Annotated in this window: 19 protein-coding genes, 1 tRNA gene and 1 pseudogene; 5 read left to right on the top strand and 16 right to left on the bottom strand. The window is 66.3% G+C overall.

Annotated features, from left to right (window positions below; all coding sequences use genetic code 11):
* A partial coding sequence (locus BRAO375_RS08720; protein WP_244423139.1) for a HAMP domain-containing protein occupies window positions 1-699 on the bottom strand: 699 nt, incomplete at its 3' end.
* Between the two features lie 202 nt (window positions 700-901).
* On the opposite strand from BRAO375_RS08720, the gene BRAO375_RS08715 reads away from it, so the two are divergent.
* Window positions 902-1,453: a hypothetical protein gene (locus tag BRAO375_RS08715; protein ID WP_009027095.1), complete on the top strand. Its 552-nt coding sequence runs from the start codon at window positions 902-904 to the stop codon at window positions 1,451-1,453.
* A gap of 159 nt (window positions 1,454-1,612) precedes the next feature.
* Here the strand turns inward: BRAO375_RS08715 and BRAO375_RS08710 are convergent, their stop codons facing one another.
* Window positions 1,613-2,365 (bottom strand): NUDIX hydrolase, encoded by a 753-nt coding sequence (locus tag BRAO375_RS08710; protein ID WP_009027094.1) that lies wholly within the window; start codon window positions 2,363-2,365, stop codon window positions 1,613-1,615.
* Between the two features lie 109 nt (window positions 2,366-2,474).
* On the opposite strand from BRAO375_RS08710, the gene BRAO375_RS08705 reads away from it, so the two are divergent.
* Both BRAO375_RS08705 and BRAO375_RS08700 read left to right on the top strand, forming a co-directional pair.
* Window positions 2,475-3,512 (top strand): SPFH domain-containing protein, encoded by a 1,038-nt coding sequence (locus BRAO375_RS08705; protein ID WP_009027093.1) that lies wholly within the window; start codon window positions 2,475-2,477, stop codon window positions 3,510-3,512.
* Entirely contained in the window at window positions 3,499-4,428 is a 930-nt protein-coding gene (locus tag BRAO375_RS08700; RefSeq protein ID WP_009027092.1) for a diacylglycerol kinase catalytic domain-containing protein, read from the top strand. Before BRAO375_RS08705 ends, BRAO375_RS08700 begins: the two co-directional genes overlap by 14 nt.
* Before the next feature lie 41 nt (window positions 4,429-4,469).
* Here the strand turns inward: BRAO375_RS08700 and BRAO375_RS08695 are convergent, their stop codons facing one another.
* The 11 genes from BRAO375_RS08695 to BRAO375_RS08645 all read right to left on the bottom strand — a co-directional run bounded on the left by BRAO375_RS08695 (window position 4,470) and on the right by BRAO375_RS08645 (window position 17,218).
* Entirely contained in the window at window positions 4,470-4,727 is a 258-nt protein-coding gene (locus BRAO375_RS08695; protein ID WP_009027091.1) for a hypothetical protein, read from the bottom strand.
* Window positions 4,728-4,822: 95 nt separating this feature from the next.
* Window positions 4,823-6,778, bottom strand: a complete 1,956-nt coding sequence (locus BRAO375_RS08690; protein ID WP_009027090.1) for an alpha amylase C-terminal domain-containing protein — start codon at window positions 6,776-6,778, stop codon at window positions 4,823-4,825.
* 21 nt (window positions 6,779-6,799) lie between these two features.
* Complete coding sequence (locus BRAO375_RS08685; protein ID WP_009027089.1) at window positions 6,800-7,171, bottom strand: tRNA-binding protein; 372 nt, start codon at window positions 7,169-7,171, stop codon at window positions 6,800-6,802.
* 443 nt (window positions 7,172-7,614) lie between these two features.
* Window positions 7,615-8,592: an ABC transporter ATP-binding protein gene (locus BRAO375_RS08680; RefSeq protein ID WP_009027088.1), complete on the bottom strand. Its 978-nt coding sequence runs from the start codon at window positions 8,590-8,592 to the stop codon at window positions 7,615-7,617.
* The gene (locus BRAO375_RS08675) at window positions 8,589-9,578 is read right to left on the bottom strand and encodes an ABC transporter ATP-binding protein (RefSeq protein WP_009027087.1); all 990 of its coding nucleotides are present in this window, start codon (window positions 9,576-9,578) and stop codon (window positions 8,589-8,591) included. The genes BRAO375_RS08680 and BRAO375_RS08675 overlap by 4 nt, the downstream gene beginning before the upstream one ends.
* Window positions 9,579-9,888: 310 nt before the next feature.
* Window positions 9,889-10,806, bottom strand: coding sequence for an ABC transporter permease (locus BRAO375_RS08670; RefSeq protein WP_009027086.1), 918 nt, complete (start codon window positions 10,804-10,806; stop codon window positions 9,889-9,891).
* Window positions 10,803-11,744, bottom strand: coding sequence for an ABC transporter permease (locus tag BRAO375_RS08665; RefSeq protein ID WP_009027085.1), 942 nt, complete (start codon window positions 11,742-11,744; stop codon window positions 10,803-10,805). Before BRAO375_RS08665 ends, BRAO375_RS08670 begins: the two co-directional genes overlap by 4 nt.
* Before the next feature lie 117 nt (window positions 11,745-11,861).
* Entirely contained in the window at window positions 11,862-13,463 is a 1,602-nt protein-coding gene (locus BRAO375_RS08660) for an ABC transporter substrate-binding protein (RefSeq protein ID WP_009027084.1), read from the bottom strand.
* A gap of 304 nt (window positions 13,464-13,767) precedes the next feature.
* On the bottom strand, window positions 13,768-14,724 hold the full coding sequence (locus BRAO375_RS08655) for an N-carbamoyl-D-amino-acid hydrolase (RefSeq protein WP_009027083.1): 957 nt from the start codon (window positions 14,722-14,724) through the stop codon (window positions 13,768-13,770).
* Between the two features lie 74 nt (window positions 14,725-14,798).
* Window positions 14,799-16,328: an aldehyde dehydrogenase family protein gene (locus BRAO375_RS08650; RefSeq protein WP_035639640.1), complete on the bottom strand. Its 1,530-nt coding sequence runs from the start codon at window positions 16,326-16,328 to the stop codon at window positions 14,799-14,801.
* Between the two features lie 8 nt (window positions 16,329-16,336).
* On the bottom strand, window positions 16,337-17,218 hold the full coding sequence (locus BRAO375_RS08645; protein ID WP_009027081.1) for an NAD(P)-dependent oxidoreductase: 882 nt from the start codon (window positions 17,216-17,218) through the stop codon (window positions 16,337-16,339).
* A 108-nt stretch (window positions 17,219-17,326) separates the two neighbouring features.
* Between BRAO375_RS08645 and BRAO375_RS08640 the strand changes: the two genes are divergently transcribed.
* Window positions 17,327-18,286 (top strand): LysR family transcriptional regulator, encoded by a 960-nt coding sequence (locus BRAO375_RS08640; RefSeq protein ID WP_009027080.1) that lies wholly within the window; start codon window positions 17,327-17,329, stop codon window positions 18,284-18,286.
* 84 nt (window positions 18,287-18,370) lie between these two features.
* Window positions 18,371-18,694, top strand: a complete 324-nt coding sequence (locus tag BRAO375_RS08635) for a hypothetical protein (RefSeq protein WP_009027079.1) — start codon at window positions 18,371-18,373, stop codon at window positions 18,692-18,694.
* 65 nt (window positions 18,695-18,759) lie between these two features.
* Here BRAO375_RS08635 and BRAO375_RS08630 read toward each other — a convergent pair.
* The 3 genes and pseudogenes from BRAO375_RS08630 to BRAO375_RS08620 form a co-directional block, all read right to left on the bottom strand.
* Window positions 18,760-18,833 (bottom strand) — tRNA-Gly (locus tag BRAO375_RS08630).
* A gap of 405 nt (window positions 18,834-19,238) precedes the next feature.
* The gene (locus tag BRAO375_RS08625; RefSeq protein WP_009027078.1) at window positions 19,239-19,841 is read right to left on the bottom strand and encodes a TMEM175 family protein; all 603 of its coding nucleotides are present in this window, start codon (window positions 19,839-19,841) and stop codon (window positions 19,239-19,241) included.
* 138 nt (window positions 19,842-19,979) lie between these two features.
* Window positions 19,980-20,531: pseudogene (locus tag BRAO375_RS08620) on the bottom strand (hypothetical protein); the annotation flags it as partial.

Raw genomic sequence — 20,531 nt, 5'->3', positions numbered from 1 at the left:
CTGCTCGGCGATGCCGCTGATCAGCGCGACGACGTCGCCGATCCGCTGCGCGGCATCCGACAGCGCCCGCACCTCGTCATTGGTCTTCTCCGCCTGGGTCACGGCGGCGCTCGCGATCGAGGTCGACTCGGTGACCTGGCGGCTGATCTCGCTGATCGAGGCCGATAATTCCTCGGTGGCCGCGGCCACCATCTGGACGTTGCCAGAGGCGCGCTGCGACACATCGGCGACCGACGAGGCTTTCTGACGGCCCTGGTCGGCGGTCGTCGACATCGATTGCGCGGTCGCGTTTAGCTCGCTGGAGGCAGCGGTCAGGGTTTGCAGCGACGAGGTGACGGTCGCCTCGAACTGCCGGATCAGCTGATCGACGGTGCCCTGGCGCCGCTCGCGCCGCGCCTGCTCGGCCTCCTTCTCGCTGGCGAGCCGGTCGCCGGCGATCATGCTGTCCTTGAACACCGCCACCATGCGCGACATCTCGCCGATCTCGTCACGGCGGTCGAGCCCGGTCAGCTCGATCGTATAGTCACGATCGGCCAGACGGCGCATCGCCGCGGCCAGGGAGCGGATCGCCGCCGAGATCCGGCTCTGGACCACCACCAGGCCGGCCAGGGCCACCGCGAGCGCGACGAGCATCATGACGGCATTGACGATCAGGCTCTCGCGCGCGTCGCCGATGCGCCGCCCGGCGACTGCGACCATCTCTGACAGCGCAGCATTGGCGGCGCTGCCCGCTGTGGCACTTGCGAGCGCTCCGCAAAAGTACGGGGTCCGACCTACTTTCTTGCTTCATTTTATGTGCAACCCGCAGCCGGACACATCGAGACATACGGAACAAGAAGCTGTTAAGCGCTCCGGTCGACAGCTGGATGCAGGTTTGATGTCACAACCATCGGAGCACGTCATGACGTCGATCTCTGCCTCCTCCATGAGTGGCTTCTCGCCGCTCGATTTGCTCAAGCAGGAGCTCACCAAGGAAGTCTCGGCCGGCAAGATCAGCGCGACAGACCAGACCGCGCTGTCATCGGCGCTCGACGACATCGATTCCGCGCTGACCAGCGGCAGCGGCTCGTCCTCATCGACGAGCTCCAGCACGCCACCTTCGCCCAAGGAGATGCAGTCCAAGATCGACGATCTGATCCAGAGCGAGGTCGACAGCGGCAAGCTCACCTCCGACCAGGCCACCGAGCTGAAGAACGTGTTTGCCAGCGCCTTCTCCGGCGGTCCGGGCGGTGCCGGCGGCCCGCCGGCTCCTCCGCCGAGTGACGATTCCAGCACCGACACCACGTCGAGCACCTCGTCGTCGTCGTCCTCCTCTCAGGTCGAGGAGCTCTTGAAGAAGCTGCTCGAGGCGCTGCAGAGCTCCAACAGCAGCAAGACGTCATCCTACAGCGCCAGTGGCAGCAGCTCCTCGAGCTCGACCAGCAAATCGCTGGTGGTGGATTTCTCGGCCTGATCCGGCCTTGCGCCGCGCAGCCAGTGCGGTCGCGTGGCGCATTGTCCTCTCATCCCCGTCATTGCGAGCGTAGCGAAGCAATCCAGAGTCCTCGCTCGACCCTGGATTGCTTCGCTGCGCTCGCAATGACGGTGGCGAGGCAGACGGGCTACACCACCCTCACTCCGGCGCATTAAACGTGCGCGCGAAGTACACCGGCGCGGCCTTCTTCTTCAGTCGGTAAAGCTGGGCCGGCCGGTTCGGTCCCTTGCGCATCTTGGCGATCGGCTCGATCAGATCGGCCGAGAGCATGCGGGTCCGGAAGGCGCTCTTCTCCAGCAGGCGGTCCAGCACGACCTCATAAGTTCGCTGCAGCTCGGGCAAGGTGAACTCCTCCGGCATCAGATAGGCCGGAAGCGAGGTGTACTCGACCTTGTTGCGCAGCCGCTGCACGGCGGCCTGCAGGATCTCGGCATGATCGAAGGCGAGCTTCGGCTTGACGTTGTCGTCTTGAAGCGGAAACCACTGCGCATCGGCGGCGAGCGCCGCGTCGGCCGCCGAGGCCGGGATCAGCGCGAAATAGGCATGCGTCGCCGACCAGCCGCGCGGGTCGCGCGTGGCGCTGCCCCAGCTGCCGAGCTGCTCGAGATAGGGACTGACGACGCCGGTCTTTTCGGCGAGCTTGCGCCGGGCGCAGGCGGCGAGATCGGCATCCCTGGCGACGTCGACGAAGCCCCCCGGGAGCGCGAATGCGTCCGGGAACGGCTCGCCTTCGCCATGGCCGCGACGCACCAGCAGCACGTGCAGGGCCTCGAGCCGGATCGTGAAGATGACGATGTCGACCGTAGTCAGCGGCCGCGGGAAATCCAGCCCGGCTCGTTTGGCGCCCGGTCTATCCCCTGCTCCGCCGCCCGGCCCTTGCCGTCCTGCCATACCGTTGCCTCCCACCAATTTGCCCCTTGACACTAGCACACTTAGTTGTACTGTCCAACTTACTTAGTTGTCGTGACACACTTATGCCATCAAACGTCAGGAGGCCGCCATGTTCGGCTTGCGTTTCATCAAGGCCCAGCCCACCACCTACCTGCTCAAGTACCGCGCCGGCACCGTGGTCGAGGAAGGCGCCGGGCTCTCCACTTTCTATTATGGACCCGCCACCTCGCTGGTCGCGATTCCCATCGGCAGCCGCGACGCCGCCTTCATCTTCCAGCAGATCGCCCGCGACTTTCAGACGCTGACGATCCAGGGCCAGGTCACCTATCGCATCGGCGAGCCGAAGAAGGCGGCGGCGATGCTGAACTTCACCCTCAAGCGCGACGGCAAATCCTACGAGTCCGATGACCCCGAGGAGCTGCCGCAGCGCGTGCTCGGCGCGGTCGAGGTGCTGGCGCAGCAGGCGGTCAAGGACATGACCCTGAAAGAAGCGCTGCGTGCCTCCGATCGCATTGCGGAAGCGATCGCGACCGGATTGCAGCGCCGCGCCGACATCGACGCGCTGGGCCTTGAAATCCTTGGCGTCGCCGTGCGCGCGGTGAAGCCGACGCCGGAGACCGCCAAGGCGCTCGAAGCCGAGGCGCGGGAGGCGATCCTGAAGACCGCGGACGAGGCCATCTTCGCCCGGCGCAATTTCGCGGTCGAACGCGAGCGGGCCATCCGCGAGAGCGAGCTCGATACCGAGATTGCGGTCGAGCAGAAGAAGCGCTCGATCCGCGAGACGCAGATGGATGCGGAGGCCAGCGTCGCGGCGAAGAAGAACGAGCTGCGCGAGGCCGGCATGGTCGCCGACATCGGGCTGGAAGCCAAGCGCAAGGACTTCGTGTCGTTGAACGCGGCCAACACCCGCACGCTGGCGGACGCCGAAGCCTACCGCGTCGGCGCGCTGATGAAGATCTTCGAGGGCGTCGACACCCGCGTGATCCAGGCGCTGGCGGCGACCGGCATGCAGCCGGGCCAGCTGATCGCGCAGGCGTTCTCTGGCCTCGCCGAAAAGGCCGAGAAGATCGGGCAGCTGAACGTCTCGCCGGAGCTGCTGAACAGCCTGATGCAGAAGCCCGCGGAGGCCCCCCGTGTCCGGCAGTGACCGCAAGGTGGTGCTGGTCACCAGGAGAACGCGGCTCGAGGAGCTGATCGCAAAGTTCCTGACCGCGGACCAGGCCCGCTTCTATGTCGAGCATCTCGGCGCCGACTTCTCCGACTACGAACGCGAGCACGCGGCCTACCAGGCCGCGCGCACCACGGCGACGCAGACCCTGGAGCGCTGGGGCCGCTACCAGATCGTCGACCGCGGTTTCCTGCCGAATTTCATCTTCGGCCCCGCCGACATCGTCGCGGCCCTCGGCCCCGACGGGCTGGTCGCCAACACCATGAAATATCTCGACGGCCAGCCGCTGCTCGGCCTGAACCCGGATGCCGCCCGCCATGACGGCGTACTGCTGCCGTTCGCGCCGGAGAACCTCGCGAGCCTCTTGCCGGAGGTGGCCGCCGGCAAGCGCACGGCCAAGGCGGTGACCATGGCGCGCGCGAGCCTCGCCGACGGCCAGGTGCTGTACGCGGTGAATGACCTCTTCATCGGCGCCCGCACGCATGTGTCGGCGCGCTACGAAATCGCGACACGCGAGGCGCAGGAGCGGCAGTCGTCCAGTGGCCTGATCGTGGCGACGGGGCTCGGCTCGACGGCCTGGTTCAAGAGCATCGTCACCGGCGCGCTGGCGATCGCCGGCAGCTATGGCAGCCATGGCGACGGCGGCTACACCGCCCTGCCCTGGGACGCCCGCGCGCTTCGCTTTGCCGTGCGCGAGCCGTTCCCGAGCAAGACGTCGCAGACGACGCTGGTGTGCGGCGGCCTCGATGGCGCGGAGACCTTGCGGCTGCGCTCGCTGATGCCGGAGAATGGCGTGATCTTCTCGGACGGCATCGAGGCGGATCATCTCGATTTCAATGCCGGGACCGAGGCGGTGATCGGGGTTGCGGAACGCCAGGGGCGGCTGATTGTATAGTCTGCCTCTGCAGGTCGCTCTGCCGATGGCGCGCTCCGCTCTCACCGCGTCATTGCGAGCGCAGCGAAGCAATCCAGGGTTCCGCCCACCACCCTGGATTGCTTCGCTGCGCTCGCAATGACGGCGGCAATAGCTCGGGTCTCCTCGCGCATATCGGTCTGCGCAAGGGTTGCACGCTCTCTCGACGTCATTCCGGGGCATTCGCGCGCAAAATGGCGAAGCCATTTTGAGGCCGCGCGGATGAGCCCGGAATCCATAACCACGACCGTTTGTTTGTCGAAGATTGGCTTCGCAATCATCTCATGTCACACGCCAGCCTGTGGTTATGGATTCCGGGCTCGCGCCGCTGCGCGACGCGCCCCGGAATGACGTGGAGAGAGCACGGCAAAGCCTATCAGCTCCGAGCGAACACCAGCACGCCGTTGGCTGGGATCGTCACGTCAGCCGAATTCGGCTGGCCGTGCAGCGCCGGGCCGCTTGCATTCACCGCGCCGTTGTTGCCGACCACGCCGGGATTGACCCAATTGTCGTAGACGTCGCTGTTGAACACCTCATGCCACGTGCCGCCGGCCGGAAAGCCGATGGCGTAGTCGCGCCACGGCGTCTCGCTCAGGCTGACGATCACCATGACGTCGTCGCCCTGGCCATCCCAGCGATGGAAGGCGAGCACGCGGTTGCCGTCATGGGCATGGACGATGGCGCAGCCCTCGCCTGTCAGCGCCGGATGGGTGCGGCGGATGGCGATCAGCTCACGCGTGAAGCGCATCGCATCCGCGGTGATCTTGTCCTCGCCGTCGAGCAGCGCCCATTGGATCGTGGTGTCCAGGCTCGGCGTGTCGCTCCAAGGCCGGTCCTCGAACAGCTCCTGGCCCATGAACAGCATCGGGATGCCCGGCGCGGTCAGCAGCAGGCCGGTGGCGACGCGGCAGCGGCTGCGCGCGTACCAGCAGCGGCTGTCGACGGGATCGGCGAGACGCGAGACGCGCGGCTCGCGGCCGGCATAGACGATGTCGTGGTTCTCGATCGAGTTGACCGCGCGCCAGCGATGGCCGATTCCTAGATCGGCGATCGCGGTCGCAATCGGCTGCATCGGCACGGAAGCCCCCGCGCCGCCGGCCGCGCTGGCAATGGCGCCGCGGACCGCGAGCCGCAGACGGTCGCTCCAGGTCGCGTCAAAGCCGGCGCCGCCCTCGGCGATGTCCTTCACGACCCACGGATTGACCGGCCAGTACTCCGCGATTTGGATCGCGTCCGGCTTCTCGGCGCGCAGTGCCTCGGTGAGCTGCTGGCAGGTCGCCCAGCCGCCGAAACGGTCCATCACGCTGACCTCGTCGAAGCGCAGGCCGTCGGCGTGGTACTCGCGATAGAGCATGATGGCGTTGTCGACGAGGTACTGCCGCACGTCGGCATTCCAATAGGCAAACACCTGGCCGCCGGCCCAGCCCTGGTCGGTGAAATACAGGCTGCGGTTGGGATCGCCGTAAGGCTGGCGGTCGAAGAACCAGATGCTGGCCTCGTCGAAACCGCCGCCGGCATGGTTGTAGACGACGTCGAACAGCACGGCGATGCCATGGACATGACAGACGTCGATCAGGGCGCGCAGCTGGTCGTCGCAATGCCTGACCACGCTGACCTCGACGTAAGGCGCGGCACCGGCGGCCGTGAGGATCTCGTTGGTCCGCGCGAAATAGGCCGCGAGATGCGCCTCCTCCGCCTCGCCATAATCGGTTTCCGGGCTGAACAGGTCGGTGCCGTTGTAGCCCATGCTGAACATTGACGGGAATTCCTGCACCGGCAGCAGCTCGATCGCATTGATGCCGAGCTTCTTCAGATGCGGCACGCGCTCGATCACGTCGAAGAAGCAGCCGTCGGGATTGCCCGCCTTCATGTCGAACGTGCCGACATGCAGCTGATAGATCACCAGCTCGTTGCTGGGCGGCGGGTTGAAGTCGGTGTCATGCCAGGGAAACGCTTGCGGGTTGCGCAGCACCGAATGCGCCTGCGGGAACGGTGGGTCGACGGTGAGCAGCCGCGCGTGCGGATCGCGCTTGTAGCCCGAATTGCCCTCGCCCTCGACGAAGTACATGTAGGCATCGCCGTCTTTCAGGCCGGGAATAAAGACCGCCCAATGGCCGTTGCCGATCGGCGCCAGACGGCAGCTCGCATCCTGCGCCCAGTCGTTGAACGGGCCGGACACGTAGACCGCCTTGGCATGCGGGGCGAACACGCGAAAGGTGGCGCCCCCGGTCACCAGGGTGCTACCCATGGGAGCCTGGAGAAGATGCATCTGCCGCAGCGAAATCCTCAAGCCTTCGGGGAATGGCGGCAGCGTAACAGGTTCCAGCAGCATATCCACGGTCTCGCCCCCCGCTCAGAACAGACGCGCGCCGTTCGGCACGCGCTTGTCGGGCTGGAACAGCACGACATTGCCCTGTTCATCGGGAAAGCCGAGCGTCAGCACCTCGGACATGGACTTGCCGATCTGCCGCGGCGGGAAGTTGACGACGGCGGCGACCTGGCGGCCGACCAGCGTTGCCGGATCGTAGAGCGAGGCGATCTGCGCGCTCGAGCGCCTGGTGCCGATGGCGGGGCCGAAATCGATGGTCAGCTTCAGCGACGGCTTGCGCGCCTCAGGATACGGCTCGGCGGCCACGATGGTACCGACGCGGATGTCCACGGCGAGGAACTGGTCGAAGCTGATCTGCGCTGCCGCCGGAGCCGTGGGATCATGGGCAAGATGCATGGCGGCCTCTTCGAACGCAGGACATGCCGCGCCAATCGGGTTCCGGCGCGGCGGTGGACTTGAGATTCCTCAACCGGATCAATTTCTAGTCGCCGGGTCGGGCGGTGACAATGCACCGGGCTGGGGATGGCTGGCTGGCGGGGACGGTTGGCCGGTTCGGTGTGGCGGATGGGTCGCAGGACGCACGGCATGCACCCCGGACCCTGCCCTCGGCAAAGCCGCGCTGCCTCCACACCCTCCGCCGTCATCCCGGCGCACGCCGGGATCCATAACCACAGGATGATGTCGCGACACGAGATGGCCCCACTTGCGCAAGGCTACAACCGTCACGGAGTATGGGTCCCGGGTCAGCGCCCGCCGTCGCTTCGCGTCGGCAGGCTTGCCCGGGACGACAGCGGAGGGGGGCGTGGCAGCGGAGGATCAGAACCCCAGCGCGACGCCAACTATGCGACATTCTCCAGGTGACACGCGACCCACTGATCCTCGCCCTTCAGCCGCAGCTCAGGCACCTCGCTGCGGCAGCGGTCGAAGGCCAGCGGGCAACGTGTGTGGAAGCGGCAGCCTTTCGGCGGATTGACCGGGCTTGGCACGTCGCCCTTGAGGATGATCGGTGAGCGCTCGGCGCCGGGCTCCGGGACGGGCACGGCTGACAGCAACGCCTTGGTGTAGGGATGGCCGGGGCTTGCAAAGATCTGCCGCCTCGGCGCGATCTCGACGATCTTGCCGAGATACATCACCGCGACGCGGTGCGTCATGTGCTCGACGATGGCGAGGTCGTGGCTGATGAAGAGGAGCGCGAGGCCGAACTCGCGCTGCAAATCCTGCAGCAAATTGACGATCTGCGCCTTGACCGAGACGTCGAGCGCGGACACCGCCTCGTCGCAGACGATCAGCTCCGGCTTGGCGGCGAGCGCACGCGCGATGCCGATGCGCTGGCGCTGGCCGCCGGAGAATTCGTGCGGGCGGCGGTTCACGGCGTCGCGCGGCAGGCGGACGATCTCCATCAATTCGCCGATGCGCGTGTCGAGCTCGGCACTGTCCTTGGCGAGACCGAAATTGCGGATCGGCTCGGCGAGGATGTCGCGGATCCGCATGCGCGGGTTGAGGCTGGAGAACGGATCCTGGAACACGACCTGGACGCGGCGGCGCATCTCGCGCAGGCGGTGCGGGCCGAGATCGTCGATGCGCTGGCCGTCGAGCACGATCTGGCCGCCGGTGATGTCGAACAGCCGCAGGATGGCGCGGCCGACCGTCGACTTGCCGCAACCGGATTCGCCGACCAGCGACAACGTCTCGCCGCGTGCGATCTCGAACGACACGCCGTCGACCGCGTGCACCTTGCTCTTGGTGCGGCCGAACAGCCCGCCCGAGATCGGGAAATGTTTCTTGAGGTCGTTGACCTGGAGCAGCGGCATGGTCATGCGGCGGCCTGCTCCTTGGTGGCGAAATGACAGGCGGCGATGTGATGCGGCGCCTTCTGCTCCAGCCCCGGCGCATATTGGCGGCACAGGTCGGTCGCGAGCGCGCAGCGGCCGGCGAACACGCAGCCGTCGATGCGCTGCTTGAGGTCCGGCACCTGGCCGGGAATTTCCGCGAGGCGCTTGGTCTCGCCCGACAGCGAGGAGCCGAGCTTCGGCAGCGCGCCGAGCAGGCCCTGCGTATAGGGATGACGCGGCGAGCGGAACAGCTCCTTCACCGGCGCTTCCTCGACCTTGCGTCCCGCATACATCACCATCACCCGCTCGGCGACCTCGGCGACGACGCCGAGATCGTGGGTGATCAGGATGATCGCGGCACCGACGCGCTGCTTCAATTCCAGCATCAGCTTGAGGATCTGCGCCTGGATGGTGACGTCGAGCGCGGTGGTCGGCTCGTCGGCGATGAGGAGCTTGGGATTGCAGGCCAGCGCCATCGCGATCATCACGCGCTGGCGCATGCCGCCAGACAGCTGGTGGGGATATTCGCGCACGCGGCGCGCTGGCTCGGGGATGCCGACCAGCGTGAGCATCTCGACGGCGCGGGCCTCGGCCTGTGCTTGATCGAGTCCCTGATGCAGCCGCAGGGTTTCGCCGATCTGGCGGCCGACGGTCAGCACGGGGTTGAGGCTGGTCATCGGCTCCTGGAAGATCATCGAGATGTCGTTGCCGCGGAGCGCGCGCATCTCACGATCGGAGAGTGTCAGGATATCCCTGCCCTCGAGCTTGATCGAACCTGCGATCTTGCCGGGCGGCTCCGGGATCAGGCGCATCATCGACATCGAGGTGACCGACTTGCCGCAACCGGACTCGCCGACGATAGCGAGCGTCTCGCCGGGATTGACGTGGAACGACACGCCGTCGACGGCGCGGTTGATGCCGGTCGGCGTGCGGAAATGGACCTGGAGATTCTCGACCTCGAGCAAGGGCATCAGGTCAGCTCCCAATCGGCATACGCGTCGATGACCCCGCCCGGTCTGACCAAATCAGTAGCGTGCCCCGCTCCCTCCCCTCGTCGTTCCGGGGCGCGCCTCAGCGCGAGCCCGGAACCCATACCCCCAGGAAGCGGTGTGAGGCACCCTGGTGGTGGGATCTCGCCCCGCGTCATCTCCCTGTGGTTATGGATTCCGGGCTCAGCCCTACGGGCTGCCCCGGAATGACGGGAGGAGAGAGTGGAGCGCATCGCAGGCAGCTTTGACGCGGGTGCGATGGCGCGCACTGACATGCCTCTCACACCCCCGCTCATGGTGACTTCGCCATGCGCGGGTCGAGCGCGTCACGCAAACCGTCGCCGACGAGGTTCACGGCGAGCACGGTGACCGACAGGAATGCGGCCGGGAAGAACACGATGTAGGGCTTGACCTGCCACAGCGCGCGGCCCTCGGCCATGATGTTGCCCCAGGACGGAATGGTCGGCGGCGTGCCGGCGCCGATGAAGGACAGGATGGCCTCGGTGATCATGGCGCTGGCGCAGATGTAGGTCGCCTGCACCAGCATCGGCGCCATCGTGTTGGGCAGGATGTGGCGCAGGATCACCATCGGCGTGCGCGTGCCCGAGGCGACGGCGCCATCGACGTAAGGCTGCTCGCGCAAGGACAGCACGACGCCGCGGATCAGGCGCGCGACGCGCGGGATTTCGGCGATGGTGATGGCGAGGATGACGTTGCCGACGCTGCCGCGCGTCAGCGCCATCAGCGCGACCGCGAGCAAAATCGGCGGGATCGACATCAGCCCGTCCATGCAGCGCATCAGGACCCCGTCGGCCCAGCGCAGGAAGCCGGCGACGAGGCCGATCGCGAGCCCGATCAGCGACGCAGCGAGCGCCACAGACAGGCCGACCGTGAGCGACACGCGGGTGCCGTAGAGCACGCGCGAATAGATGTCGCGTCCCAGCGCATCGGTGCCGAACCAGAAATCCGCCGACGGCAGCCGCGTGCGCTTGGCCGGCGCGATCGCGGTGGGATCGACGGTGAACAGGAACGGCGCAAACACGCCGATGATGACGAGCACGAGCAGGAGCGCGCCGCCGATCGCGACCGTCGGATGGTTGCGCAGGAAGCCGATGACGCCGCGCCGGATCTTCGGCGCCGCCATCAGGTCGGGCAGGCGTGGCGCGACGACGAGGCCCGGTGGCGGAGAGGTTGTGGTCGTGGCGGTCAATAGCGGATCCTCGGGTCGACCAGGGTGTAGGTGATGTCGATCAGGAGATTGACGAGCACGTAGACGAAGCTGAACAGCAGCACGATGCCCTGGATCACGGGATAGTCACGGCGCAGAATCGCATCGATGGTGAGGCGGCCGAGGCCGGGAATCGCGAACACGCTTTCGGTGACGACGGCGCCGCCGATCAGCAGCGCGATGCCGATGCCGACCACGGTGACGATCGGCACCGCTGCGTTCTTCAACGCATGAATGAACAGGATGCCGCCCTGCCCCAGACCCTTGGCGCGCGCGGTGCGGATGTAGTCCTGCTGCAGCACCTCGAGCATGGCCGCGCGGGTGATGCGCGCGATCAGCGCGATGTAGACGCAGCCGAGCGCCACCGCCGGCAGGATCAGGTTCTGCAGCCACGGCCAGAAGCCTTGCGACAGCGGCGTGTAGCCCTGCACCGGCAAGAGGTCGAACTTCAGCGCGAACACGTAAGCGAGAATGTAGCCGACGACGAACACCGGAACCGAGAAGCCGAACACGGCAAACGCCATGATCACGCGGTCGATCCAGGTACCGGCCTTCCACGCCGCGATCACGCCGAGCGGCACCGCGATGAGGATGGTGAGAAACAGCGTCACCATCATCAGCGACAAGGTCGGCTCGATGCGCTGGGCGATCATCGCGGCCACCGGAAGATTGGTGAAGATCGAGGTGCCCAAATCGAAGTGCAGCAAACGCCATACCCAGCTGCCGAACTGGACCAGGAAGGGCTGGTCCAGTCCAAGATTGGCGCGGATGCGCTCGACGTCCGCCGGGCTCGCCTGGTCGCCGGCGATGACAACGGCCGGATCGCCCGGCGCGATGTACAACAGGCTGAAGACGAACAGCGCGACGATCGCCATCACGGGCAAGGTCGACAGCACGCGTCGGAGCGCATAAGCGAGCATGAGACGTCTTTCGCCGGAGATCTTGCCGCGTTTCCAAGGAAACGCAGCATGATCTCATCCCTTTGTCTTGAGCATGATCTTGTCGGAAAACCGGTGCCCACTTTTCCGGATCATGCTCTACGCGGTCTTCGACACGCCCCAGAACAGCGGGATCGGCCCCTTGGTCACGCCCGAGACGTTCTTGCGCCACGCCGTATAGCCGAGGAAGAAGCCGGTCGGCGCGAACACCACGTCGTCGATCGCCGCCTTGTTGATGCGGGCCGCGACGGTCTTCTCCTCGTCGAGCGACTTGGCGTTGAACCAGTTGGTGATCTCCGTCTCCACCTTCTCGCTGGTCGGCCAGCCGAACCACGCCTTGTCGCCATTGGCCCGCAGCGCGGTATAGGCGGCCGGGTTGATGCAGTCGGCACCAGCATGCCAGGTGTGGAACATGTGCCAGCCGCCCTGGGACGGCGGCGTCTTCTGCGCGCGGCGGGCGCCGACGGTGCCCCAATCGGTGGCGACGAAGTCGACGGTCATGCCGAGCTTCTTGAGGAGATCGGCGGTGACGTCGCCGAACGCCTTGGTGATCGGCTGGTCCTGCGCGACCACGCAGGTGATCGGCTCGCCCTTGTAGCCCGCTTCCTCCAGCAGCTTCTTGGCCGCGGCGAAGTCGCGCTTGCCCTTGAGGATGTCGCCGCCGGCCTCGGTGTAGAGCGGCGTGTCCGGCGTGAAGAAGCCGGGCAGCGGCTTCCACAGCGCGTTCTCGTCGCCGACCAGCGCGCGCATGTAGTCTTCCTGGCTCAGCGCCATCAGGATGGCCTGGCGCGCCTTCACGTTGTTGAACGGCGCATGCAGATGGTTCATGCGGAACGAGCCGACATTGCCGAGCGGATCGCCGATGTCGACGCCGATGTTCTTGTTGCCCTTGAGCACCGGCACGAGATCGGTGATCGGGTTCTCCCACCAGTCGACCTCGCCGTTCTGCAGAGCGGCGGCCGCCGTCGCGGGATCCGGCATGATCACCCACTCGACGCGATCGACCAGCACCTTCTTGCCGCCGGCCAGCCACACCGGCTTCTCCTCGCGCGGCACGTAGTCGGCGAACTTCTCGAACACGGCCTTGGCGCCCGGGACCCATTCGCCCTTGGCGAACTTGAACGGGCCGGAGCCGATATATTCCGACATCTGCTTGAACGGGTCGGTCTGCGCGATGCGCTCGGGCATGATGAAGGCGCACGGCGCGTTGCCCTTGCCGAGCGCGAACAGCATCTTCGGATAAGGCTGCTTCAGCACCCACTTGAAGGTCTTGTCGTCGACCGCGGTGAGCTCGTTCTGGATCGCCTTGAGCATCAGGCCCATCGGGTCGCGCGCCGACCAGCGCGTCAGGCTGGCGACGACGTCCTTGGCGAGCACCGGCTCACCGTCATGGAATTTCAGGCCCGAACGCAGCTTGAAGGTCCAGGTCAGGCCGTCGGACGAGACCTCCTCGGATTCCACCATCTGGCGCTGCGGCACGAACTTGTCGTCGATGCCATACAGCGTGTCCCAGACCATCGCGGCGGCGTTGCGCACGACATATTGCGTGCCCCAGATCGGATCGAAATTGGCGAGATTGGCCTGCGGCACAAAACGCAGTGTGCGCGCGGACGCGCCTTGCGCGATCGCCGGCGCAGCAAATCCCGTCAGCGCCAGACCACCCGCGCCCGCCAATCCCTTCAATACCGTTCTGCGATCCATGTTCTCTCCTGATGCAAGCTGCCTGAGTTCAATTGCCGAAATTGTAAGCAAGGCCCATGCCATGCGCGTGGAGTGCATTCATTTGAACGCAAATGAGGCATGATGGGCAAGTCCCACTCTCTCCTCTCGTCATTCCGAGGCGTGCCGCGCAGCGGCGCGAGCCCGGAATCCAAGCCACAGGCGGGCGTTGGAGAAGCGACATGTCACCATCGGCGTGCCCCGCACATCTGCCTGTGGTTATGGATTCCGGGCTCCTCGCTGCGCGATGCCCCGGAATGACTCGTGGAGGGGTCTCGGCCTTGCATCACGGCTTCTGCACCGCGGAGCCATCGGCCATCAGCCGCTCGCCCTTGCGCGCGACGATCATGCCGTACGCCTGCGGCTGGCGATGGACGTCGAAATTGAAGATCGTCTGCTTATACGAATTGCACAGGTCGAGGTCACAGCGCGCCAGCGCGATCTCGTCACCCTTGGTGGCGCAGGCCGCGACGATCTCGCCGGAGGGTGCGATGATGCAGCTGCCGGCGATATGATCGACGCCCTCCTCGATGCCGCCCTTGGCCACGCCGATCACCCAGGTGCCGTTCTGATAGGCACCGGATTGCATCACGAGGCGGTTGTGGAACAGCGAGAGATCGTCATGCTCCGGCGCGGGCGGATTGTGCACCGGCGTGTTGTAGCCGATCAGCACCATCTCGACGCCCTGCAGCCCCATCACGCGATAGGTCTCCGGCCAGCGGCGATCGTTGCAGATCGCCATGCCGATGACGCCGCCAAAGGCATTGGCCACGCCGAAGCTCTTGCCCGGCTCGAAATAGCGTTTTTCCAGATGCTGGAATTTGCGCCACGGCTCGTGCTCGGCATGACCCGGCAGATGCACTTTGCGGTATTTCGAGACGATGCGCGCGTCCTTGTCGACGAGAATGGCCGTGTTGTAGCGATGCACGATGCCGTCCTCGACCGTGAGCTCGGCATAACCCAGGCAGAAGCCGATGCGCAGCTCCTTCGCGAGCGCGAACAGCGCCTGCGTCTCCGGCCCCGGCATCTCGCGCTCGAAATATGTATCGATCTCGGCCTGGTCGGCCATGTACCAGCGCGGGAAGAAGGTCGTCAGCGCGAGCTCGGGATAGACGATGAGGTCGCAGCCATTGGCGTGCGCCTGGCGCATCAAGGCCATCAGCCGCGCGACCACTGCGCTGCGCGGCTCGCTCTTGGCGATGGGACCGAGCTGACCGATGGCAAGATTGACGAAGCGCGGCATGATGTCTGTTCCTTATTCCGGAACTGTTTCGTTCGCGGGGTGCGCTGCTCCTGCACTCATCATGCCATGCGGGTTCAATCCCGCAAGCCGGGTGCGTAGCCGAACGCGATGGCCGGCTCGGCCGCGGTCTCGACCCACACGCTCTTCACCTGCGTGTATTCGTACAGCGCCTCGACGCCGGAGGAACGGCCATGGCCGCTGTTGTTGTAGCCACCGAAGGGCGAGGCGACATTGATCGTCTTATAGGAGTTGATCCAGAACGTGCCGGCCTTCACTTGCGCCGCGACGCGATGCGCCCGCGCGACGTCGCTCGTCCACACCGCACCGGCAAGACCAAACTCGCTGTCATTGGCGATCGCGATCGCCTCCTCCTCGGTGTCGAAGCGGATCGCGGCGACGACGGGACCGAACACCTCCTTGCGCGCGATGGCCATGGCGTTGGTGACGTTCTTGAGCACGGTCGGCTTGACGTAATAGCCCTGCTGCTGCGCAGTGCCATCGCTGCCGATAACGATCTCCGCGCCTTCCGCCGCGCCTTCGCGGATCAGCGACAGCACGTGATCATGCTGCCTGGCGTTATTGATCGGCCCGATCTCGGTGTCCGCCGACAGCGGGTCACCGCATTTGATCTTGGCCGCGCCCTGCGCGACGAGATCCACGAACCGGTCATAAACCGCGCTCTGCACCAGGAGACGCGAGCCCGCCACGCAGCTCTGCCCGGCGCCGCCGAAGATCGCCGCCTGCGCACCGATCGCGGCACGTTCGAGATCGGCGTCGGCGAACACGATGTTGGCAGATTTGCCGCCGAGCTCGAGCACCGACGGCAGCAGCCGCCGCGCCGCGGCCTCGCCGATCAGCCTACCGGTGGGCACCGAGCCGACGAACACGACCTTCTTCACCGCGGGCTGCGCGAGCGCCGCCTGCCCCGTGGTATGGCCGTAGCCCGCGAGCACGTTCACCACGCCCTTCGGCAGACCGGCGGCTTCCGCGATCACCGCGAGCGCCAGCGAGGTCAGCGGCGTCAGCTCGGACGGCTTGAGCAGCACGGCGTTGCCCATGCTGATCGCGGGCGCGATCTGCCACCCCGCCGTGAAGATCGGCGCGTTCCATGGCGTGATCTGCAGCACCACGCCCATGGGCTCGCGGCGCGTGTAGTTGAGATGGCTCGACGGCACCGGGATGACGTCGCCGTGGAATTTGTCGGCCCAGCCGGCGTAGTACTCGAACATCTCCGCGACCTTGGCGACCTCGCCGCGGGTGTCGCGGATCGGCTTGCCGGCGGAGAGCGACTCGAGCTGCGCCAGCGGTTCGGCCGACGCGAGGATCGCGCGTGCGACCGCCTGCATCACCCGGCCTCGGCCCGCGGCGGTGAAACGCCCCCACGTCACCTGCCCCACGGCGGCTGCCGCCGCGGCCTTCGCCGCGACGTCCGCCCCGGCATCGGGGTAGCTGAACAACAATTGCCCGGTCGCGGGATCATTGACCGACACGGTCGCGCCGTCGCCGACGACACGCTCGCCGCCGACATGCGAGCCAATGATCCCGGCATCGGGCCAGAACGGCTGCGTCGCTTCGCGCAGGCGAGGATCGATGAAGTGGGTCATGGCTGCACTCACGGCTTCGCAATCGGGCCGAGCTGCAGCTCGACGATGCGGTTGAAATCCTCGGCATCGGCAATGCTGGCCGCGCTCTCGGCCCAGATGCGCGCGGTGTCCGCGGCCATGGGCAGAGCGAGACCAAGCTCGCCGGTGAATTGCGCCGCGAGCCTCACGTCCTTTCGCATCAGCTGCATCGTGAAGCCGGAATCGAACGCGCCGTTGAGGATCCAGTTGGGCACGTTGACCTGCGTGACGCCGGAACGGCCGGAGCCGGCATTGAGGCCTTCGAGCAACCTGAAGGCATCGACGCCGGCGGCGTCAGCGATGCGCAGCGCTTCGGCGGCGGTGAGCAGATGCGCGGCGCAGAGAAGGTTATTGACGATCTTGGCGACGTTGCCGGCGCCGACGCCGCCGACATGCACGCGCTTGGCGCTCATGCGCTCCAGCACCGGCAGCACGCGTGCGAGATCCTGGTCATTGGCGCCGATCACCATGGTCATGGTCCCCGTGGCGGCACCGTTCGGGCCGCCGCTGACCGGGGCATCGATGAATCCCATGTCGCGCGCTTTGAGCAGCGCGGCCAGACGGCGCGAGGTCTCGGGATGCGAGGTCGAAGTGTCGACGATCACGACGCCGGCCCGCGCATGCGCGAGAATGCCGTCGGCGCCCGCCACGACGCGCTCGACGATCTCCGCCGTCGGCAGCGACAGAATCACGATATCGGCCGCGCCGACGACCGCACCGACGCCGTCCGCGATGGATAGCCCCTCGTCCGCCAGCGCCTCGCGCGTTGTCCCCAAGGCGTCATAGCCTGTTACGGCGAAGCCGCCGCTTTTCAGCGTTAGCGCCATGCCGCGCCCCATCTTGCCAAGTCCGATGATGCCGACTGCAGTCACGAGGCCTCCTGTCGAGATTGCCTCGGCAGCCTAGCCGCCCGATTTCACGGCAGACATCAGCGACTCCCGACGATAGTGTTGACCTGAAGGCAACACTTCGGATGCACCATGTCCACCGCCCCGCTCGACCACCACCGGCTGCATTACCTCCACGAGGCCATCCGCCTCGGCTCGGTGCGCGCCGCCGCCGAGGCGCTCGACATCAACGCCTCGGTGATCAGCCGGCAGATCGCGTTGCTCGAGAAAGAGCTCGGGCTCATGCTGGTCGAGCGGCTGAGCCGCGGCATCCGCGCCACCGAGGCCGGCGCCCTCTTGGTCGAGCGCTTCCGGCAGTGGCAGGCCGACCAGGCCGACACGGTCGCCAAGCTGCGTGAGCTCGCCGGCCTGAAGCGCGGCCATGTCGACATCGTACTCGGCGAGGGCTTCGTCAGCGATCTGATGTCGGGCCCGCTCGGCCGGTTCTGGCAGCGTCACCCGGAGCTGACGATGGCGTTCGATCTCGCCGGCACCAGCGAGGTCGTCAACGCCATCGCCGAGGACCGCTATCACATCGGCCTGGTGTTCAATCCATCAGCCGATCCGCGCATCCGCGTCGCCACCGCGAGCCGCCAGCCGCTCTGCGCGATCGTGCCGCCGGATCACGCGCTGGCGCGGCTCGGCCGCCCCTTGCGCCTGCGCGAGCTCGCCGACCATCCGCTCGGGCTGATGCATGCGAGCTACGGCACACGGCAGATCGTGACGATGGCGGAGGCCGCCGAGCACATCGCGCTGACGCCGAAGCTCACCACGAGCTCGATCAACGTGCTCAGACATTTCGTCAAGAGCGGCCTCGGCCTGACGCTGCTGCCGGCCTTCTCGATCGCCGCCGACCTCGCCGATAGCTCGCTCAGCGCCCTGCCGATCGACAATCGCCTGCTGGCCTCGAGCGAAGCCTGTGTCATCACCCGCCGCGGCCGCGAGCTGCCGCACGCGGCCAGCCATCTGCTCCGCTTCCTCAGCGGCCAGATGCGGGCGTTCCGGGCCGGCGATGCTGCAAGCGGCGCGAGAAGTCGACAGGGCGGGCGTTGACGGCGCCGAACCGTAACCCGATCATTCCTCATTGCGGGTGCGATCTGGTTGCGATTTGATCTCCGAAAGCACGAGGAGTCCATCATGCGCATGAGTCTCGCAGTCGCATTCAGCCTGGCTGCGATCACCGCAGCTCAGGCGGAGAGCTGCCAGCTCATCGGCAATCAGGTCCATTGCGACAATGGCCGGTCCGGACAGCGTGTCGGCAACAACATCTATTGGAGCGACGGCTCCTCGTCCCAGCAGATCGGTCGCTCAACGTACAATAGCGACGGTACCAGCTCGCAGCAGCTCGGCAACCAGACCTATTTCAGTGACGGCACGTCGTCACAGACGATCGGCAATACGACATATTTCAGCGACGGCAGATCATGCCGGCGGATCGGGCAACAGATTCATTGCGATTGATCATGTCCAGGCCGGCTGCTGGACGTCCGCATGCTCGCGGCTGATGTGTTCGCTGCTCAGCGCGTTGGAGCGGGTGAAGGGAATCGAACCCTCGTATTCAGCTTGGAAGGCTGCTGCTCTACCATTGAGCTACACCCGCGTCGCGGCGTTCCCTAACATGGTCCGTTGCCGGTCTCAACCTCCCATCGCGGCCGGTCGGGAGCATTCCGGGCGTGTGTCCGCCCACCGGCGAGTGCATCGCAGCAGAGGTGCGGGTTCCGTAGTCGGCCCCCCTACCCTCGCCGCCTGGAGCGTCCTATATTGATTTCATCGTCAACAACGAAAGGAGGTGATCCAGTGTCTTTCACCAAGCGCTGTCACCTCGCTGGGATCGCCCGCTGAGCGGCTCTTCGTGAGCAACGTTCGATGCGCGTGATTCGTCAGCGATCGCGCCATCACGGCTTGGCAACGGGGCGGTCTCGGCCCTGGACCAGCGAGTTCAACATCTGCAGCGCGGCGGGTCTCTCGGCCCGCCGCGTTTTTATTGGGCTCAGCTTTGTTGGGCTCAGCCGCCCTCGCCCGGCGATTTGACCGGCCTCGGACCGACGAAGCGGCGCGCCAGAAATCCGCCGAAGCCGAGCATCCAGAAATACTGCACGTATTGGGGCGCGTACGCGGCCAGCACCACGCCCGGCACGAACACGATCACCGGGAAGACGGCACCGGCGATCTCGGCATGCCGACCGCCCGCAAGGGCAAGCCACCAGAGCGCGGCGTTCAATGCGGCGATGATGGTCAGATGCAGACCGTACAGCACGGCGACCGCGCTCGACAGCCGGTAGCTGCTGTAGAGACTGTTGGTGACGGGCAACAGCACGATCGACAGCAGGAAGAACAGGTCGAGGATGACGACGAAGCGGCTGCCGAACGGCTGCCGCGCCAGCCGGCGATGATGGCTGATCCAGAACACGCCGGCGATGATGAAGCTCAGCACCAGCCCGGCGAGCCGGCCGGAATAGGTGTGCGCCAGGTCCGCCCAGTCCGGCATCTGGGCAAAATTGGGTTTTGGCAGATCGTAAGCGAGAAGCGTCATCGCCACACCGAAGATGGTGTTGGACAGCGATTCCAGGCGGCGCATCTCAAACAGGTCGGATTGAGGCTCGGTCATCGGATCGGCGACAGCACGCATGCGGGTCAAGGATGGCGCGCTCTATAGCAGGTCTTTGGCGCCGTCGCCCGGACTCTGCCGTGACGGCGCATCGGCGCCGTCACAACAGCCGGCGTCGCCCGAGGCCAAGTCGCGATCTCAGCGGCAGGCGTAGACGTGGCCGTCGAAGCCGCGATAGCTGCGGGTCGCTGCGTTGTAGCTGCGGAATTGCATGCACGCCGGCATGCCGGCGGTGCGCAGCCGCGGCCGTTCCTCGGACTGCGGCCGCCCCGCTGCCGGCGTGCCGGTGTTGGCGGGCTTGGCCATCACGATCATTCGTCTGATCGCCGACATCGTCGTCGGCTTGCTCGCAGCCGGTGCCGTCTCCGCCTGGCCGGCTTTGGGCGCCGGCTCCTTCACGGCGACGACCACAGCCTTGGCCGCTTGCGCCTTGGCGGATGCTGGCTTGCCCGCCACGTTGCCTGCAGCGGACTTGGCCGCCACTCCGCCGCCGCTCGTCGTGGTGCCGGACGGCACCCCCGCCGATCCGGCCTTCGAGGTTGCCTTGGCCGCAGCCGACTTGGTCGAATCCGATTTGGTCCTGCCCGACTTGGCCATGGCTGGTTTCAGCGCGGCGGCGCTTGCTGACGCCGCAGGGTCGACTGTGGCGGCCTTGCGAGTCTCCGGATTGTCGGCGGCCGTGACGGGCTT

The sequence above is a fragment of the Bradyrhizobium sp. ORS 375 genome, from assembly GCF_000239775.1.
GTDB lineage: Bacteria > Pseudomonadota > Alphaproteobacteria > Rhizobiales > Xanthobacteraceae > Bradyrhizobium.
This window is presented reverse-complemented; position numbering and strand designations above follow the sequence as displayed.

Excerpts from the sequence above, each read along its gene's own strand:
- BRAO375_RS08665 (WP_009027085.1), bottom strand. The coding sequence starts at position 11,744 with ATGCTCGCTTATGCGCTCCGACGCGTGCTGTCGACCTTGCCCGTGATG.
- BRAO375_RS08680 (WP_009027088.1), bottom strand. The coding sequence starts at position 8,592 with ATGACCATGCCGCTGCTCCAGGTCAACGACCTCAAGAAACATTTCCCG.
- BRAO375_RS08650 (WP_035639640.1), bottom strand. The coding sequence starts at position 16,328 with ATGACCCACTTCATCGATCCTCGCCTGCGCGAAGCGACGCAGCCGTTC.
- BRAO375_RS08705 (WP_009027093.1), top strand. The coding sequence starts at position 2,475 with ATGTTCGGCTTGCGTTTCATCAAGGCCCAGCCCACCACCTACCTGCTC.
- BRAO375_RS08695 (WP_009027091.1), bottom strand. The coding sequence starts at position 4,727 with ATGATTGCGAAGCCAATCTTCGACAAACAAACGGTCGTGGTTATGGAT.
- BRAO375_RS08675 (WP_009027087.1), bottom strand. The coding sequence starts at position 9,578 with ATGCCCTTGCTCGAGGTCGAGAATCTCCAGGTCCATTTCCGCACGCCG.
- BRAO375_RS08640 (WP_009027080.1), top strand. The coding sequence starts at position 17,327 with ATGTCCACCGCCCCGCTCGACCACCACCGGCTGCATTACCTCCACGAG.
- BRAO375_RS08655 (WP_009027083.1), bottom strand. The coding sequence starts at position 14,724 with ATGCCGCGCTTCGTCAATCTTGCCATCGGTCAGCTCGGTCCCATCGCC.
- BRAO375_RS08690 (WP_009027090.1), bottom strand. The coding sequence starts at position 6,778 with ATGCTGCTGGAACCTGTTACGCTGCCGCCATTCCCCGAAGGCTTGAGG.
- BRAO375_RS08710 (WP_009027094.1), bottom strand. The coding sequence starts at position 2,365 with ATGGCAGGACGGCAAGGGCCGGGCGGCGGAGCAGGGGATAGACCGGGC.
- BRAO375_RS08685 (WP_009027089.1), bottom strand. The coding sequence starts at position 7,171 with ATGCATCTTGCCCATGATCCCACGGCTCCGGCGGCAGCGCAGATCAGC.
- BRAO375_RS08715 (WP_009027095.1), top strand. The coding sequence starts at position 902 with ATGACGTCGATCTCTGCCTCCTCCATGAGTGGCTTCTCGCCGCTCGAT.
- BRAO375_RS08660 (WP_009027084.1), bottom strand. The coding sequence starts at position 13,463 with ATGGATCGCAGAACGGTATTGAAGGGATTGGCGGGCGCGGGTGGTCTG.
- BRAO375_RS08635 (WP_009027079.1), top strand. The coding sequence starts at position 18,371 with ATGCGCATGAGTCTCGCAGTCGCATTCAGCCTGGCTGCGATCACCGCA.
- BRAO375_RS08625 (WP_009027078.1), bottom strand. The coding sequence starts at position 19,841 with ATGACCGAGCCTCAATCCGACCTGTTTGAGATGCGCCGCCTGGAATCG.